We start from the raw sequence: 17,759 nt of genomic DNA, 5'->3' as shown, positions 1-17,759 counted from the left end.
CTCTGGTAGAGGCTACATACAACGTACAAAAATTATTTTTATATATAACAAAGGCCGTTATAAACTGACTCTTTGTTCCTTTTGCATAGTGTCTTGCTTAAGCGAGATAAATTGCACATCTCGTTTCTGCATCAAGCCAGCAAGACTGATACCATCTAAAAAATCTGAAATTTGTTTGCTTAAATCGCCCCAAAGTGAATGGGTTAAGCAGCGAGTTCCACTCTGACAATTGCCAAGTCCTTGGCAACGAGTCGCATCGACAGACTCGTCTACAGCATGGACAACCATGCCGACTGAAATATCATTGGCTTCTAGGCCTAAGCGATAACCACCGCCCGGTCCACGTACACTGGCAACTAAACCGTGTTTTCTTAGCTTAGCGAAGAGTTGTTCCAGATAGGAAAGCGAAATCCCTTGTCTCTCAGAGATGTCCGCTAAGGGAACTGGTCCCGATGCCGAGTGGATGGCCACATCTAGCATAGCGGTTACTGCATAACGACCTTTTGATGTAAGTTTCATAACTACCATAGCTCCCGAACAGGTATGCATTATTTCAACATACCCGAGTAATTCAGTCAAGTATTAAAACCTACTAAAACACTCAAGTATATGAGTGTACAAATAACCAATACCCTTTCATCTTGGTGGGGTATTTAACCTTTTTCCGGCTTAAGATTCAATGCTAGAGCGCCAATTAATCGACATCTAGCACGATATAAACCCAGGATAAAAGTGATCAGTACACTATGGCGCGGTCAAACTAAGGTTTGACCGCTGTATGAGCCTTTATAACAAGATCCGCTAAAGTAGAACCGTTGAAACTAGACTTTTAAGTCACTCAGACCATTACGTTAAAGTTAAATACTCGGATCAAACTCATCGATAGCATTTTGTCGCTTATCGGCGGCGGCTTTCTCTGCATCATTAAACTCGCCCATATCCAGCTCTGGCAGTTTTTCGGTGCAGACATTACCACCTAGCCCTTGAATGGCTTGACACAACTCTTGAACTTTCGAGTCCATCAGATGCATATGATCCAGCATCTGCCCTATCGCATTGGCAACAGGATCGGGATTATCCGGTGATACTGCGTATGCATCAAAACCGTATTTTTTCGCCATCGCGCTACGGCGTTCAGTTTTCTCTTTCGATTGCGGTGACGGTGATGCCACCACGCGCCCAGGAATACCGACTACTGTGGTATCTTTTGGCACATCTTTCACCACAACCGAGTTTGAACCCACACGCGCACCGTCGTGCATGGTAATAGGACCGAGGATTTTTGCCCCCGCGCCCACCACCACGTTATTGGCTAACGTCGGGTGACGTTTCCCCGCCTGCCATGTGGTTCCACCAAGCGTTACACCATGATAAAGGGTGCAATCATCGCCAATTTCAGCCGTTTCACCAATCACCACCCCCATGCCATGGTCGATAAAAAATCGATGACCTATGGTGGCGCCGGGATGGATTTCTACACCCGTCAACCAACGGGAGAAAGTCGATAAACAACGTGCCGTTAAGCGCCAATCGCGCTTCCATAGCTTATGGCTTATCCGATGCAACCAAATGGCATGCATGCCCGGATAGTTAACCAAGATCTCAAACGCGCTGCGCGCCGCAGGATCACGGTGATATATAGATTCAATGTCTTCTTTTAGCCTAGCTATCACGCCCATTGTTTATCCCTTTACGGTCATTCTGTATGGTAATTATTGATGATTAGGATTTGGCTATTTGTCTTTAGAACCCGTCACTTTCTCAATAGAGGTCAAAATACCCCTGAGAATATTCATCTCCTGACTCTCAATCCGTGCGCGGCTAAACAAGCGGCGCAGTTTCATCATCACTTGTCCGGGATGATTCTTAATGATAAAGCCAGTTGATAGCAGCGTCGTCTCAAGGTGTGCAAAGAAACGTTCCTGATCGGCGGCCAAGGGATACTCAGTCAGCTCTTCTTCAGCCACTTCTTTTTGTGCGAGGTGGGCAACACGGGTTTCATAACAAATGATTTGTACGGCTTGCGCAAGATTGAGCGAGCTGTATTCAGGATTTGCAGGAATCGCCACATGATAAGTGCACTGTTGCAACTCTTCATTGCTCAACCCGTGGTTCTCACGGCCAAACACGATTGCAACGGGGCCTTTAAGTGCCTCGGTCGCTAATCTCACCCCAGCTTCTCTTGGCTCTAACATCGGCCAATCTAAGGTGCGACTGCGCGCGCTGGTTGCAATCACGAGGCTGCAATCGGCAATCGCTTCAGCGAGTGAATCCACTTTCACAAGATGTTTCAGAATATCCGATGCACCCGCGGCTAATGCAATGGAATGCCCATCGGGTTCAACACGCGGTTCTGCAAGGTACAGATTTGACAGACCCATAGTCTTCATCGCTCTGGCAGTGGAACCAATATTGCCGGGGTGCGAAGTCCCCACTAAAACCACTCGAATATTACTTAGCATGAAACAACTTAATTTAATTCATAAAACGTTGGGGACGAATATTATCACAGCCATTGCCGAATGCTTATATGAAAATCGGTATTTGATATAACTATCAAATCGGGTATAATGCCGCCCGCTATTTTAACGTTCTTTAACATCCAGGGGATTGCAATGCATCCGATGCTGACGATTGCTGTACGCGCTGCCCGCGCGGCCGGCCAAAATATTATGCGCGCCTATACCGAACTTGACCGTATTGAAGTCAGTTCAAAAGGTATCAACGATTTTGTTACCAGTGTAGACAAGGAAGCAGAAGCGACAATTACTTACCAAATTCGTAAATCTTACCCTGATCACACTATCGTGGGTGAAGAGAAAGGCGAAAACCGCGGTGAGAATAACGACTACGTTTGGATAGTTGACCCTCTGGATGGCACTAACAACTTTGTTAGAGGCATTCCCCACTTCGCGATTTCTATCGCTCTGCAACATAAAGGTAAAACTGAAGTTGCGGTTGTTTACGATCCTGTCCGTGAAGAACTCTTTACCGCCGTACGTGGTAAAGGCGCAAAACTCAATGATTTCCGTCTGCGTGTTACCAACGTGAATGAATTAGCGCCTACCATGATTGGTACTGGCTTCCCATTCAAGGCGCGTCAACACACTGAAACTTATATGGCTATTTTCGGCGAAGTCTTCGGCCAATGTGCTGACTTACGTCGTGCAGGTTCTGCCGCATTAGATTTAGCCTATGTTGCTGCGGGTCGTTTAGACGGCTTCTTCGAAATTGGCTTAAAGCCATGGGATATCGCTGCTGGCGATCTTATCTGCCGCGAAGCGGGCGGTACGGTTACCGATTTCACTGGCAACCATAACTATTTGATTTCTGGTAACATCGTTGCAGGCTCACCTAAAGTGACCACAGAATTAGTTAAAATCATGCGTCCTTTATTGAACGAAGCTTTAAAGCGTTAATTGTAGGCGTTAGTCTCGAAGTGTTAGTCTCGAAGCGTTAGCCTCGATTAACACTTAGCTTTCCAAAACGCATAGATACAAAACGTTAGACATAAAAAAGGCCAGTGGCAATCTCTTCTAAGAGCGCTCACTGGCCTTTTTGTTTATGTGGCTTTCATTCTAAATCCTTCAGTACTCGAGCCATCAAGTCTCACATCCGCAATCGCCAAAACATAGTATTTGAGAAATAGTATAGTGATTGAGAATAAGAAGAGTGTCCTGCAAGCGTCAGCACTGATTTCAGCACCAATCGGCTAACAGGACGCACAACCTCTGATTACGTTATCTACCCGCTAAGGCTTGTGCTGGCGCAATCTGACTGGCTTTCCAAGCAGGATAAAGCGTGGCGATTAAGCTCATCACAAACGCCATCACAATCACCAACACCGCATCTGAGCCATGTAACTCAGACGGTAAAAAATCGACAAAGTACACATCGGCTGACAGCAGTTGAATACCGAGTAACTGCTCCATCGTACTGGCAATCGCACTTAAATTCAGTGCCACACTCACGCCGATAATCCCGCCAAGACCACAGCCAAGCAGACCATTCAAGGCGCCCTGCACCATGAAAATCCCCATCACAGCAAGGCGGCTCAGGCCCATAGTCATCAAAATTGCAATCTCAGAGGCTTTATCCCGCACCGCCATCACTAAGGTGGAAACGATATTAAAGCAGGCGACACCAATCACCAGCACAAGCACTAAGTACATGACTGTGCGAACCAACTGAATATCTTGATATAAATGCCCTTGGGTACGGGTCCAGTCACTGATATACACCGACTGCTTTTGCGCATAACCAAGCTCGCGCACTTTGACGGGCGCATCAAACACTTTATCGACGCTAATACGCACGCCAGTCACGCCGCTCTTCATGTTCAAAATCTGCGCCGCGTACTGCATAGGAATATAAGCCGTGGTCAGCTCAAGCTCGCCGCCAAGATTATAGGCGCCAGACACCACAAAACGATGGCTCTTCGCCGCGCGTAAACTGCCCGCCGCTTCTGGATCCATATCCTGCACATATAAGGCCAGCGTATCGCCAACCTCAAGCCCCAATTTAGTCAACAAACTCTGCCCAAGGACGATGTGATTTTCATCTTGGCCTAGACTCTGCCAGCTGGCATCGCTCATAAATTGCGCCAGTGTCGAGACCTTGATTTCTTCTTTTGGATCGATCCCCACCACGGCTAAGCCTTGAAAGCCGCCGGGCTTTTGCACTAAACCTTGCATGCGGATAAAAGGCGCCGCGCCACGAATACCTTCAATTAACAGCGCCCCCTCGGCAACACTCTGCCAGTTCGCGATAGGTTCGCTCACACCGACGATGTCCGCCTGCGGCACGACGCCAAGCAATCTATGTTCTAACTCGCGCTCAAAACCGTTCATTGCCGACAGGACGATGATCAATACCGCCACACCTAAGGCGATGCCCGCAGTCGATGCGAAGGAAATAAAGCTAATAAAGCTGTTGGATTGGCGGGCGCGATAAAAACGCCAACCAATGGATAAAGCTAACGGTCCTTTCATACTTGGGTTTCCGCCGCTAATTGCAGGAAGCCGTTCTTCATCATCAGTTGACGATCCATACGGGCAGCCAATTTATGATCATGGGTCACCACCACAAACGCCGTACCCAGTTGTTCGGCGAGTTCGCGGATCAACTCATAAACGGCATCGCCGCTGTTGGCATCTAAGTTACCCGTAGGTTCATCAGCCAGCACTAATTTAGGTTTATTAATCAAGGCCCTTGCGATAGCCACACGTTGACGTTCGCCGCCCGATAGCTCGGCAGGAATGTGCGTCATGCGATGCCCTAAACCGACCCGCTCCAATAAGGCTTTAGCATCGGCGAGCGCCAGCTTACGATCTTTACCTTGAATAAACGCCGGCATAGCGACGTTTTCTAGCGCAGTAAATTCAGGCAATAAATGATGGAATTGATAGATAAAACCTAAGTCTTGGTTACGGATCTGCGCTTGGCGTGCACTGGACACTTGATATAAATCTTCGCCTAACAGCAAGACTTTACCTGCGGTTGGTTCATCCAACGTGCCCATGATGTGCAGCAAGGTACTTTTACCTGAGCCTGAACTGCCGACAATCGCCAACTGCTCGCCCTTAAACACTTGCAGATCAACATTAGACAACACTTGCGTGGTCACGGCGCCATCATGGTAACTCTTACTGACACTCTGCACTTGCAGTAACACGTCTTGCATTGAAGTTCTCTCTTAAACAGGCTTTGGCATCGATTTATGTCATCAAATCAATGCATTTAATTATTCGTATATTGAAATCGTTATTCCATCGTCGCTCAGTCGCAACGACAGGTTTAGTCGTATCCCGTTACTCATATCTGAGCGCAGTCGCGGGTTGCACATTGGCGGCGCGCAGTGCGGGATATAAGGTCGCCAGCAGGGTCACCAGCAGCGTACCAATCACGATCACAGACAACTGCATCAATTCCAGTTTCACCGGCAAACTTTGCCCTACGCCTAGAATAGAAATCCCTAAGGTGGTCATAATGCCATTCAGATTCAAGGTGATGAGTATCCCAACCGCCAGCCCCAGCACTAAACCGAGCACTGCATTGAGCGACCCTTGCACCACAAAAATGCCCATCACGGCGGGTGTGGTCACGCCTTGAGTTTTGAGCACCGCCACATCTGTGGTTTTATCGACCACCATCATGACCAGCGCCGAGACGATATTGAATGCGGCCACGGCCACAATCAGACTCAACATCAGCGACATCATGTTCTTTTCCATTTTGACCGCGCTGAACAAGTGGCCATAGGTATCACGCCAATCGCTGGTTGTCGCCTTAACACCTTGTTTAGCTAATATATCCTGAACTTTAGGCGCTAAAGCGGGTGCGCTAAAGGGATCGGCTAAATAGAGTCTAAGCTGATCGATAGCCTCACTGGGTTGGCGCATCAGCCGTTTCGCATCTTGATAATGGATATACGCCACGCCCGCATCGACCTGAGAGCCCATTTCAAAAATGCCCGAGACTAAAAACTTACGTTGGCTCGGCACTGGGCCTAAGGGCGAGTACACCACACCATCGCCACTCAATAATCGCACCGTATCACCGGGGGCGACTTTAAGTTGCCTTGCCAGCTCAGAGCCTAAAATCACCTTGTAGTCGCCGCTCGTCAGCTGCTCAAATGCACCTGAATAAGTGTGCTGGGCAACCGAAGATAACTTTTCCGCTAACTCGGGGAACACGCCATAAACCTGTACAGCACGAATACTCGCCGCCGATTGCACCATGGCCTGCGTCGACACGCTCGGCGTCACGCCTAATACGCCAGGTAAGGCTTTAAGCGCACTCGCCTGCTCAGTCCAATCGACTAAAGGCGCTTCACTATAAAGGGTTAATTGCGGTACTGCGCCTAAGATACGTTGCTTGAGTTGGCCTTCGAGACCATTCATCACAGAGCTCACGACAATGAGCGCGGCAACGCCTAAAAAAATGCCCGAAACGGCAAATAGAGTAATGAACGACGCGAACGCGTTCGCTTTTCTGGCCCGCCAATAACGGTAACCAATATAGAAAGGAAATCCTGGATTCATTGAAAGAGGGTTGCGTCCTGTGTGCTGAACTTGCTAAATCATGAAGATGGGCACGATAATAGGGGTATTGGTCCTATAAATAAAGAGGCAAGCCTTGTTCACTGACACCAATCCGTATTTTAGTGTGCCTCACCCTTTTACCGCCTACTTAAGTCTGTGGCCGAGTTCCGAGCCATTACCCTCTGAAATGGCATTAAGATCAATGCAATCATTGGGTATTCAGCTACTCAGCGAAGTGAAAACGCTCGAAGCCAATTGCTTGCTGCAACTGCGCCATTTAGACAACGACGCTAAAGTGGTGGTGGACTTTTTAAAGCTGCAATCCCGCAAAGTGGATTTAGTGCTGCAGCATGTATTAGAGAAAGAAACCCAAGAAGGCGAAAAATGCATTGGCAATCAGTTTGGTGGCAGCGGCCTAAGACTACTCACACCCACAGCCTTGGACATCGGCTCAAACTATAAAATCACCCTGTTTATTCACGACGAGTTAGTCGCCATTCTTTGTTTTGGCAAAGTGACCGCCTCTACCGCGCAAAAAAAGCTATCCACCGAGTGCAGCGCCGATAGCGATACAAATAGCGGCGACACACAAAATGCCGAACAACATACTCAGGCGGAACTTCACTCTCCTGCCACGCAGTGGCAAACCGACTTTGAATTCAGTCAAATTCTCGAAGCTGACGTGGAGCAATTAGTCAAAGCCAGCCTCAATGTGCAGCAGAAACAACTCAAGTTACGTAAACTCGCCAGAGACGAGCGTCAATAGCCACTGACTTTTCACTGGCACCTGCGCCATCAAGTCTCTACAATGTCTGCAACTCTTTGTGAATGAATCAGTTTATCGTACGCCAATGACTCACATATCAGCCCTAACGCCGCCAGCCGTCAAAAATGGCAATCAAATTCAGACTCTGTCCACCGTGGGCGGCGTTTGCCAAGCCGTTACACTCGCCAGTTTAGCGCGTCAACATAAGGGGACGACCTTAGTTGTCACCAGTGATACGCCAAGCGCCTTAAGCTTAGAGCTAGAACTGAGTTATTTGCTCGGTAAAACAGGCATTAAGGTCAGATTATTCCCTGACCGCGAAACCTTGCCCTACGACAGTTTTTCGCCCCATCAGGATTTGATCTCCCAGCGACTCGAAACCCTGTCGCAGTTGTCTCAGATAGAGCAAAACATCGTTATCGTGCCCGTCACGACCTTAATGATGCGCCTGCCACCTAAGGCCTATTTAAGCGCCAACGTGTTTGTGCTGAAAAAAGGCGATAGCTACAAATTACACGATGTACGCCAGCATTTAACCGACACTGGCTACCATTCCGTGGAGCAAGTGTATGAACACGGCGAGTTTGCGATTCGCGGCTCGATTCTGGATATCTTCCCCACTGGGATGAATATGCCACTGCGCATCGAGCTATTCGATGAAGAAGTGGAGACCATTCGCCATTTTGATCCAGAAACCCAACGCTCATTGCAACCTGTCGACTCGATTCGCCTATTGCCCGCGAAGGAATTCCCAACCGACAGTTCGGCCATAGAAGGGTTTAGGCAAAGATACCGCCGCCGTTTTGAGGTCATAGTCAAAGAGCCGGAATCGGTTTATCAGCTAGTGAGCCGTAACTTGATGCCGGCGGGGATCGAAAACTACCTGCCGCTATTTTTTGATGACACCGCCACCCTATTCGATTACTTACCCAAGGACACTCAACTCGTCACCTTAGGCGATATCGAAAAGTCGGCGCGCGCCCATCTGCAAGAAGTCGAGCATCGCTATCAAGACAGGCGCGTCGATCCACTGCGGCCGCTACTGGCGCCTAAAGAGCTGTATTTACTCATTGAAGAGTTATTTGCCGCCTTTAAACCGCTACCACGTTACCAAATGCACGTGCCGACAGATGGCACTGAAACGACAAAAGCTGTGGTTATTGCCGCCAGCACCCTGCCCGATATCAGCGCCAACCATAAATTAAAGCAACCACTGTTAGCGCTGCAAGATTACGCCAGCAGCGCCAAGCGCATGTTGTTTAGCGCTGAGTCCGAAGGTCGCCGCGAAGCACTGCTTGAATTGCTCGCAAAAATTCAGTTAAAACCTGCGCTGTTTAACCATTTTGATGAATTTATTCAAAGTGATGCCAAGTTAGGGCTCATCGTGTCGCCGCTGTCACGCGGTTGTTTACTGCAGATCAGCGCCAAAGATGGCATCAGTATCATTTGTGAAACTGAGCTCTTTGGCCATCGAATCTCCCAGCAACGTCGCCGTGAAAAACAGCGTCAGATCAGTAACGATGCCCTGATTAAAAACTTGGCCGAACTCAAAGTCGGTCAGCCCATAGTGCATTTAGAGCACGGCGTTGCACTTTACAGGGGCTTAGTCACCCTAGATACAGGCGGACTGGTCGCTGAATACCTGCAATTGGAATACGCTGGCGGTGACAAACTGTATGTGCCAGTGTCTTCATTGCACCTTATCAGCCGCTACAGTGTTGGCGCCGATGAAGACGCCCACTTAAATAAACTCGGCAACGAGACCTGGGCTAAAGCCAAGAAAAAAGCCATTGAAAAAATCCGTGATGTTGCGGCCGAACTGCTCGATGTCTATGCCCGTCGCCAAGCGCGTCCCGGCGAAAGCTGCACGATTGACGAAGAAGAATACGCCCAATTCGCCCGCGGTTTCCCTTTTGAAGAAACCGTCGATCAAGAAAGCGCCATTATCGCCGTGTTAGCCGATATGCAATCGCCGACCGCAATGGACAGATTAGTCTGCGGCGATGTGGGCTTTGGTAAAACCGAAGTCGCTATGCGCGCCGCCTTTGTGGCCGTCAACGCCGGCAAACAAGTGGTCGTGCTGGTTCCGACCACATTGCTTGCCCAGCAACACTATGAAAACTTTAAAGACAGATTTGACGACTGGCCCGTAGTCACCGAAGTGATGTCACGTTTTCGTACCGCCAAAGAACAGAATCAAGTGCTGCAGCAACTGGAAGAAGGCAAAGTCGATATTGTTATCGGGACTCACAAGTTACTGCAATCTGAGGCCAAGTTTGAAAACTTAGGCCTGCTGATCATCGACGAAGAACACAGATTCGGTGTGCGTCAGAAAGAGAAAATCAAGGCGCTGCGTGCCAACGTCGATATCTTAACTCTGACCGCGACGCCAATTCCACGGACCTTAAACATGGCCATGTCGGGCATGCGCGATTTATCGATTATCGCCACCCCGCCCGCCAAACGTTTAGCGGTAAAAACCTTTGTGCGGGAATCCGATCCTGCAACTGTGCGCGAGGCTATTTTGCGGGAAATTCTCCGTGGCGGCCAAGTGTATTATCTGCACAATAATGTTGAAACCATTGAGAAATGTGCCCAAGGTATTATCGATCTACTGCCTGAAGCGCGAGTCGTCGTTGCCCATGGGCAAATGCGTGAGCGTGACCTTGAGCGGGTGATGTCTGACTTTTATCACCAAAGATTCAACGTGTTAGTCTGTACCACTATTATCGAAACCGGTATCGACGTGCCCAGTGCCAACACCATTATTATTGAGCGCGCCGACACCTTTGGTCTGGCGCAGTTACACCAATTACGCGGCCGCGTCGGACGCTCGCACCATCAGGCCTATGCCTATTTAATGACGCCGCATCCTAAACGTATGACCCCAGATGCGCGTAAGCGTTTAGAAGCCATTGATGCTCTTGAAGATCTCGGAGCGGGATTTATGCTGGCGACTCAAGATTTAGAGATCCGCGGTGCAGGTGAACTCTTAGGTGATGAGCAGAGCGGCCATATTTCGAAAATTGGTTTTAGCTTATACATGGAAATGCTCGAAGCGGCAGTCAAAGCTTTAAAACAAGGCAAAGAGCCATCGCTGGCGCAAATGCTGAATCAACAATGTGAAATTGAACTGCGTATCCCCGCCCTACTGCCTGAGGCCTATGTGAGCGACGTCAATATTCGTCTATCCCTCTATAAACGCATTGCTGGTTGCGAAACCGAAGCGGCGCTGGATGAGTTAAAAGTCGAATTGATCGACCGTTTTGGCCTATTACCCGAACCGACGCGCAACTTAATGGAAATGACCCTCTATAAACATGAGGCGACTCGCTTAGGGGCGACTAAAATAGAAGTGCACAGTAAAGGTGGCAGCATCGAATTTAGTCATGATCACGTCATCGATCCTATGTTTATTATTGGATTACTCCAAAGCCAGCCACAAATCTATCGAATGGAAGGACCGAATAAGTTAAAGTTCAGCCTTGCGGCCGAAACCAGCAAAGACAGGCTCGCTTTAGTGAAACTCTTGCTCGAACAATTATCGCAACATCGTCTTGGAGATAAATAGTGTTACGTAAACTCGCGGTCTCTATCGCTACCCTCATTGCACTATCGCACAGTCAGGTCGTCCAAGCGGAAGCTTGGTTCGAAGTTGAAGTCTATGTATTTGAACGCCAAAGTCAGTCAACTGAGCAATGGCCAGATACGCCGATCAAGACGAAAACCGATAAAGCGATAGACTTGATCTCTCCAGCGGTTGCACAAGTCGTTACCCCAATGGCGAGTGAGTCGGCGCCTTGTACGCTAGTATTTGATGCCGATGCCAATAGCCATTGCGCTGAAAGCTTAAACGGTGATCCAACGTCTGAGCCTATAGCCGCCGCGCCAACCAGTGTTGAATATCGCTATCCGCCAGTGATCCCATCAGAAATCAGCAGCGCAACGACCAGCTATGCCAGCGCCAATGGTGGCCCAGTGTTATTAGCACGCAGCCAAAGCCAGTTCGCGAGCATTATCAATAGCATCTCCCGTGAACGCGGCACGCGCAGTTTACTGCACATGGCGTGGCAACAACCGATGCGCGGCAAAAGTGGTTCTGTGCCTATTCGTTTATTTGCGGGTAAAGATTTCTCAGGTACATATCACTTTGATGGCAGAAAAATTGTTACGCCAACTCAAACTGAACCTATGATCAATGCCGATGGCACGCCTATGCTTGCATCTGTGGTCTCACCGGTTTGGGAATTAGATGGCACGTTAAATATCTACTTGAGCCACTATTTGTATATTGAAACTGCACTGAATATGCGAAAAGAAGGCAGGAAGCTATTACCAGCAATGCCAAGCGATGCCGCCGATACCAGCGCAACACTCACGGCGCCTAAAGTCATGACACCGTTTTTAATGTCGGTGCCTTTGGAGCAAAACCGCCGTGTGAAGAGTGAAGAAATCCATTATTTAGATCACCCCGAAATGGGCATGGTGATCCAAATTCGTAAGATGGCACAACCTAGTGCACAGCAAAAAAGTCAGAATGCCGAATCGATACAAACGGTTGGGCAATACTGAGTCAGCAAGTAAACAGCGAAAGGCTTGAGTTTTACTCTAAAATGAATGACTTAGACTGTACTGCTGTTTAAGACTGCACTTTTAGCTTAAGACTGAACTGCTGTTTAAGACTGTACTATGGAGAAGTCGAGGTAGATATCATCGGCTTCGTCTTCTCCCACAGTAACCGTTAATCCCTCGGTACAAGGCACGCCCACTTCGCACCAAGCAATCAAGTTATTCACCGCAATATCACTGCCTTGGGCTAATACTTCGACACTGCCATCGCGGCAATTGGTGACATAGCCTGTAACCCCCAAGGCTCTGGCCTTTGTCAGGGTCGCATGCCGACAACCCACACCTTGCACTTTTCCGGTCAAATTAATTAATACTCGCTTCATCTCACGCTCCTGTTTCACGGAACCTTGTTATAGAAATAAGCATAGCCGCAATTATCCGAAGGCTAAGTGTTAACCTATGGATCTATAGAGCAAAAAACAAACGATATTTAATTTTAGGCAAAAAAAACAGCTAACAAGACTGCAGTTAGCTGTGTCGGGCGACATACGCAAAGGGATATCCAATAAATGGACAAATACAACAGCGACTCTGTAGCATTTTGTTACAAAATAGCAAGGCTGGCTACTTTACACAATAAATAATTATTTTCAAGAGTTTGAAAAATAAAACTATCCCTCCCTAATGAATATAATGCTTTTAGCTGAAAATCGGCTCATGCCTCTGCCTGCATTGTTCATTTAACAAAACACCGCGGTGAAAGTTGCAGAAGTATGAGGACTCGTTGACTTTCAACGCTGGGATTGTGTTTGTTCAGGCCAGCGAGCAATTGCGAAACGAGGGTTTGGGAAGTAAGGGGGTTAGAAGTGAGGGTTGTAGAATTGAAGTGTCGCTATGCCACGCTAATAACGGGTACTGTGTATGGCGAAGCGTTACAGCAAGACAAGCAAAAATATGCAAGCTACACATTCAAAAGACAAAAGTAAAAAACCGGCATAGTCTGCCGGTTTCTGTTTTATTGCGCGATAAGTTGATTACGCGATAACCAGCTAGTCGCTGATCATCTGACCATTTTGATAGCGATACTCGGATGAGGGTTCGCCATTAAAGTAATACACCGACCTGCCGTGCAGTTGATTATCAAGATACTCATCACTTTGTAGCAGGCTGCCATCTTCGTTAAAACTGTAACCTTTACCCTGCAATTGACCTTTATCATCATACTGCGTCTGCCCTAATAAATGGCCGTTGGCGGAAAAGGCTTGCCAGTGACCCACTTCGTGTCCTGCTTTATAGTGACCATGCCAGAGCTTAACCATGCTGTAGCTGCTTTCATCTTGCAGCAGCCATTGGCCTTCACGCTGACCGTTAACATACTGACCTTGGGCTTGCAGCTGTTTATCAAAACCACGCAGTAAATATGCGCCATGTAACTTAGCGTTTTTATAAAACTCTCGGCGCATTATCGTGCCATCGGCTGCGATTTCTGTTTGTTCGCCACTCAACTCACCTTGTTGGTTAAACTGCTCATTGCGCGTCGTGTCACGGGTTTGCGTGACCCACTTGCCGACCTTTAAACCTAAGTGGTATTGGCCGCTGACAAAACTGCCGTCCTCTACATTATCTTCCCGATAGGCACCGTGCATTTGACCTTTGCTATAGCTCGCACGTTGGACAGCGCCATTCCAGCCAGCACCGATATACAAGCCTTCATATTGCCCCTTGAGTTGTTCATCGCGTTCAATCAATTCACCTGCAGAGTCAAAGCGCTGACGTAAACTCCAATCTTTTACAGTATCTTGCTGATATTTATGGGTTAGATTTCCAGTAGCATCGAAGCGCTGTTCCGTGCTAATAAGGCCTTTAGCGAGGTATTGAGTATCGGTTTGGGTGGCGACATTACCAACATCATCATAGGTAATATTTTGTATTTCGCGGCCATCATTATCGTACTCTTGCTGCATGGCTAACAGCCCTGGCCCTTTAAAACGCTGCTGGTTTCCTACCTGCTTGCTATGCTGATAATGTTTGATCTCTTGCAGAATATCTGCGGCCTGATAAATCAACACTTCTCCGTGCATTTTTCCATTCAGGTAAAACTCTTTGGTGTATAACCAGCCCTCTTTGGCCCAATACAGTCGTTCACCTTGGTATTTTCCCGCCACCATATTCACGCTTTGCTCTGGCTTACCATTGTCATAGAAGCTCTCATATCGCCCTTCCATACCGTTTGCGCCATAGTTTGCGCGCGATGCCAGCTGGCCGTTGGCATGATAACTTTCTGCCGAACCCCACTGGGCATCATTCACTCGGTGCTCATAGCGCTGAAGTTGGCCATTTTGATAATAGCTTTTCTGCTCGCCGTTCAGCTGACCATTCTGGTAGTGGTACTCTCCCGACTGTGTGCCATCTTCCCTGTAATGCAGATGCGTGCCCTGATAATGTCCTTGCGCATCGCTGCTGCCCTTGCGAGACAATTGACCGTCGGGGTAGAAAAACTCGAAATCGCCAACGATAAAACTCTCGACTAAATTGGGATTGTTGACACTGCCCTTAAAAACCGGTTTATCCGTTTCTAAATAAAATAGCTGCACTGGCCACTCGCCATTTTGTTCTGTCGGCGCTTGCTCCAGATAATAAATGGCTTCGCCCGGCACATCGCTAAGCCGCCATTCTTGGTCGAGTAAAATTCGCTCAGCCGACAAATTAAACGACATAAGTAGCGCAGATAATAGTAATAAGACTCGCATTTTCTGCTCCTTAAGGTAACGCAGGGAATGTATTAACCCACTGTTTATTTACAGGTTCCCCGCTTATCGTCAGCTGTTCTATCTGTGCTGCGCGCCCCGCCAGCACAAACCAGCGTTGCTCACGTAATACTTGCTGCAACGGACGTTGATAAAAATCACTACTGTCACCTTGCATAGCAGGCGCAAGGGGTAAATTCTGCGCATTTAGAAAACGATAGCGCCGCATAAATTCGGCCACGGTTTGAGTGGTATCCAAATCTGGCAACTGAGTGACATCAATCAACCAACTTTGCTCGGGATGATATGCGAGTGCTTGCCATTGAGGCGTTCCAGTACAGGCCAAGGTGCTGCTGACATTGATGTCGTAAAAATTGCGGCGGATCCCATCGGCGCTACTCAGTTGGTACAGCACAAACTTATCCAGCCCAGCACCAAAACCCGTGTTGTTGCTTGCGCTGGTGTTTGTCCATTGCAGTGTGTGCCCGTTGACCTTAGGGGCATCGACCACACTAAGGGTGCACACCGCTGCCTGCTCAGACGTTAACAGCATACTGACGCCGTATTTGGCGACGATTTGCGGCTCAAGTAAGGCGGGATCGACGGTTGTGCTAGGTTGCGGCTGATTATCATAGGACGCATACATATCATCGCTATAAAGCAGTTGCTGCTGCGCCGGCGGATATGCGACATTTTGCGCGTAATCTAGGGTCGGCATAAAACGAATATTCTTAGTCAGTTCTCCGCTGTCAACCGCAGTATTTATATAGAGTGTCAGCGTCGACGGCGCGGCGGCAAAGGTAAACTGTGTAATCGTTTCATATTGCGCCGATGAAGTCAGCGCCAGCATATTTTGCTCTGCCGACGTTAACCAATCCGGTCCAGTGGCTGGCGGTGAAAGATAGTGCACCATAGCGCCTTCGGCACCGTCATAGCGCCGGTATAACCACGTTTTGTCAGCGCCGCCTCGCGATTTCAGCAGATAACTGAATGGCTTGTCGGTGATTGGCGAAAGTTCCAGCTGTAAATCTTCATACTGCAAGCTCACAGTTTTGTTGGGGTCGGGGGTCAGGTTAAGCTTGACCAGTTTCGCACCATGATAATGGGCCGTCGCGCGAAACTCAGCAACCTGAGCTAAGAGGTCATTTGGTGCATTCCAGCCAATAAGCAGATTTTGCTGCACAGATTGATGGAAACCATCCTGTTCTGGATAACTGTAACTGCCCACCTTGCTCAGTTGCAGTGGCAGCACAGTGCCATCCGCGCTGTGTGCCGTGATATCGGTTAAGCTAAATCCGCCTTCGGGTTTAAAACCTGAAAAGTCATGATGATAGGTTAGATTTAATAGATCATCTTGCTGGTAAAAGTAACCCGCATCATAGGCAAACACAGCATCAAGGCCTAAGGTCTTATTGATGTCATCCAGCACAAAGTCAGGCTGTTTTTGATACTCAAAGGCTGGAAAATCATAATCAAAACCTAAACGCTGTGTTAAATCACCCAACTGGCGCTGCTGCGGCAACATAATAACGTTGCTGCGCACTGTGCCCTTATAGCCGTAACGCTCAAACGGCGCTTCTGCCACTAAAGCTAACTGCGCTAACCAACCCCGCTCACGTTCTAACATCAGCAGACCGTATATTTTGGCTTGCTCACCATCACTTTCAACTTTGGCTAACACATGCGTATCAGTGACTTGCAATACAGTAAGTTTGGCATTGGCGTGGCCTTGATAGGTAGGAAGCGCGACGACCGCCCCCGCTTTGGCGGGTATGGTGCTAAGAAAGGCCGATGAGCTAAAGAGCTTTTTCAGTTCCTGCTCAAGCTCTGCGCCGCGTTCAGCCAGCAGCGCCTGCCATACCGGTTTGTTCAATGCACTGAATTCTTTAACGCTGCCATCGTCTAGATTTAATGTAAATTCAAACCCCTGCGAGAAAATAGCGTGCATTTCTGGATTACGATCAGCCCGCTGGCCACTACTGACGCCGCTCCCTTGACCATCGCGCATGTTCATGTAATCGACGTGCACTTGAAACCGACTGTTTTTGCCCGTTTCGAGGACCTTATAACGCAGTAATTGATGTGAGCTGGTGTTAACCGTTTCGGTACGCTGACCGTTGTCTACAGTGATGTTGGTGGTGCTATACAGCTGATACGAGCGCTCTTCTCCTTTCTCAGGTGTGAACTCAACATCAGCATCCCCAAAAGAACAGGCCGATAATAAACAGCATGCAACTACGCTAACCAAGTACTTCATGGTTATTCCTTGTATCTCAAACAAATAGTAAGCGCCGCATTATGCCCTTTCATGCCTAGTAAATAAAATGCTTTGCTATTTATGCCAGTTCAGCACAACACCTTAATGCACGACTAAAATATCCTTTTAGATAGTCACAGGTACAGCAATGCCAATCTTAACTAACACTTCTGCTGTTCGTTTAGCTAAAAAGATATTTGCCCCAAAGCAAGATAATTTTGTCGTCAGTTTGCGGCTTAAATTGTCATTGCTTCCCCAGTGACACGCCATAAACTCGTCCCTGAGGGCTCGACGGCGGCATCCATGCCGCCAACGGTCACTGGTGCAACAATGCCAATCCTCACTAACCCTCTCGCTGTTCGTTCATCTAAAAAGCG

General features: G+C 48.2%; 13 protein-coding genes. 4 read left to right on the top strand and 9 right to left on the bottom strand.

The window, feature by feature from the left end; genetic code table 11:
- Positions 1–57: 57 nt before the first annotated feature.
- The 3 genes from iscR to trmJ form a co-directional block, all read right to left on the bottom strand.
- Positions 58–519, bottom strand: a complete 462-nt coding sequence (gene iscR / locus NE536_RS09890; protein WP_006081858.1) for a Fe-S cluster assembly transcriptional regulator IscR — start codon at positions 517–519, stop codon at positions 58–60.
- A 338-nt stretch (positions 520–857) separates the two neighbouring features.
- Positions 858–1,679 (bottom strand): serine O-acetyltransferase, encoded by an 822-nt coding sequence (gene cysE, locus NE536_RS09885; RefSeq protein WP_006081859.1) that lies wholly within the window; start codon positions 1,677–1,679, stop codon positions 858–860.
- 54 nt (positions 1,680–1,733) lie between these two features.
- On the bottom strand, positions 1,734–2,462 hold the full coding sequence (gene trmJ / locus NE536_RS09880; RefSeq protein ID WP_006081860.1) for a tRNA (cytosine(32)/uridine(32)-2'-O)-methyltransferase TrmJ: 729 nt from the start codon (positions 2,460–2,462) through the stop codon (positions 1,734–1,736).
- A 153-nt stretch (positions 2,463–2,615) separates the two neighbouring features.
- On the opposite strand from trmJ, the gene suhB reads away from it, so the two are divergent.
- Entirely contained in the window at positions 2,616–3,419 is an 804-nt protein-coding gene (gene suhB / locus NE536_RS09875) for an inositol-1-monophosphatase (protein ID WP_006081861.1), read from the top strand.
- Between the two features lie 321 nt (positions 3,420–3,740).
- Here the strand turns inward: suhB and lolE are convergent, their stop codons facing one another.
- The 3 genes from lolE to NE536_RS09860 form a co-directional block, all read right to left on the bottom strand.
- Positions 3,741–4,991, bottom strand: coding sequence for a lipoprotein-releasing ABC transporter permease subunit LolE (gene lolE, locus NE536_RS09870; RefSeq protein WP_012587529.1), 1,251 nt, complete (start codon positions 4,989–4,991; stop codon positions 3,741–3,743).
- Entirely contained in the window at positions 4,988–5,683 is a 696-nt protein-coding gene (lolD, locus tag NE536_RS09865; RefSeq protein WP_006081863.1) for a lipoprotein-releasing ABC transporter ATP-binding protein LolD, read from the bottom strand. The genes lolE and lolD overlap by 4 nt, the downstream gene beginning before the upstream one ends.
- A 127-nt stretch (positions 5,684–5,810) precedes the next feature.
- Positions 5,811–7,043 (bottom strand): lipoprotein-releasing ABC transporter permease subunit, encoded by a 1,233-nt coding sequence (locus NE536_RS09860; RefSeq protein ID WP_261272593.1) that lies wholly within the window; start codon positions 7,041–7,043, stop codon positions 5,811–5,813.
- A 94-nt stretch (positions 7,044–7,137) separates the two neighbouring features.
- Between NE536_RS09860 and NE536_RS09855 the strand changes: the two genes are divergently transcribed.
- The 3 genes from NE536_RS09855 (at position 7,138) to NE536_RS09845 (ending at position 12,381) form a co-directional block, all read left to right on the top strand.
- Positions 7,138–7,809, top strand: a complete 672-nt coding sequence (locus NE536_RS09855; RefSeq protein ID WP_261272592.1) for a hypothetical protein — start codon at positions 7,138–7,140, stop codon at positions 7,807–7,809.
- Between the two features lie 85 nt (positions 7,810–7,894).
- On the top strand, positions 7,895–11,380 hold the full coding sequence (gene mfd / locus NE536_RS09850) for a transcription-repair coupling factor (RefSeq protein ID WP_261272591.1): 3,486 nt from the start codon (positions 7,895–7,897) through the stop codon (positions 11,378–11,380).
- Positions 11,380–12,381 (top strand): peptidoglycan binding protein CsiV, encoded by a 1,002-nt coding sequence (locus NE536_RS09845; protein ID WP_261272590.1) that lies wholly within the window; start codon positions 11,380–11,382, stop codon positions 12,379–12,381. The genes mfd and NE536_RS09845 overlap by 1 nt, the downstream gene beginning before the upstream one ends.
- A gap of 104 nt (positions 12,382–12,485) precedes the next feature.
- Here the strand turns inward: NE536_RS09845 and NE536_RS09840 are convergent, their stop codons facing one another.
- The 3 genes from NE536_RS09840 to NE536_RS09830 all read right to left on the bottom strand — a co-directional run bounded on the left by NE536_RS09840 (position 12,486) and on the right by NE536_RS09830 (position 17,382).
- Complete coding sequence (locus NE536_RS09840; RefSeq protein ID WP_261272589.1) at positions 12,486–12,761, bottom strand: acylphosphatase; 276 nt, start codon at positions 12,759–12,761, stop codon at positions 12,486–12,488.
- Between the two features lie 666 nt (positions 12,762–13,427).
- A complete protein-coding gene (locus tag NE536_RS09835) occupies positions 13,428–15,128 on the bottom strand; it encodes a toxin-antitoxin system YwqK family antitoxin (protein ID WP_261272588.1) in 1,701 nt (566 codons plus the stop codon).
- 10 nt (positions 15,129–15,138) lie between these two features.
- The gene (locus NE536_RS09830; RefSeq protein WP_261272587.1) at positions 15,139–17,382 is read right to left on the bottom strand and encodes a hypothetical protein; all 2,244 of its coding nucleotides are present in this window, start codon (positions 17,380–17,382) and stop codon (positions 15,139–15,141) included.
- Positions 17,383–17,759 lie beyond the last annotated feature (377 nt).

Origin of the sequence: Shewanella septentrionalis (assembly GCF_025370265.1) — a bacterium.
Lineage (GTDB): Bacteria > Pseudomonadota > Gammaproteobacteria > Enterobacterales > Shewanellaceae > Shewanella > Shewanella hafniensis.
The sequence above is the reverse complement of the archived record's forward strand: the minus strand, read 5'-3'. Positions and strand labels throughout refer to the sequence as shown.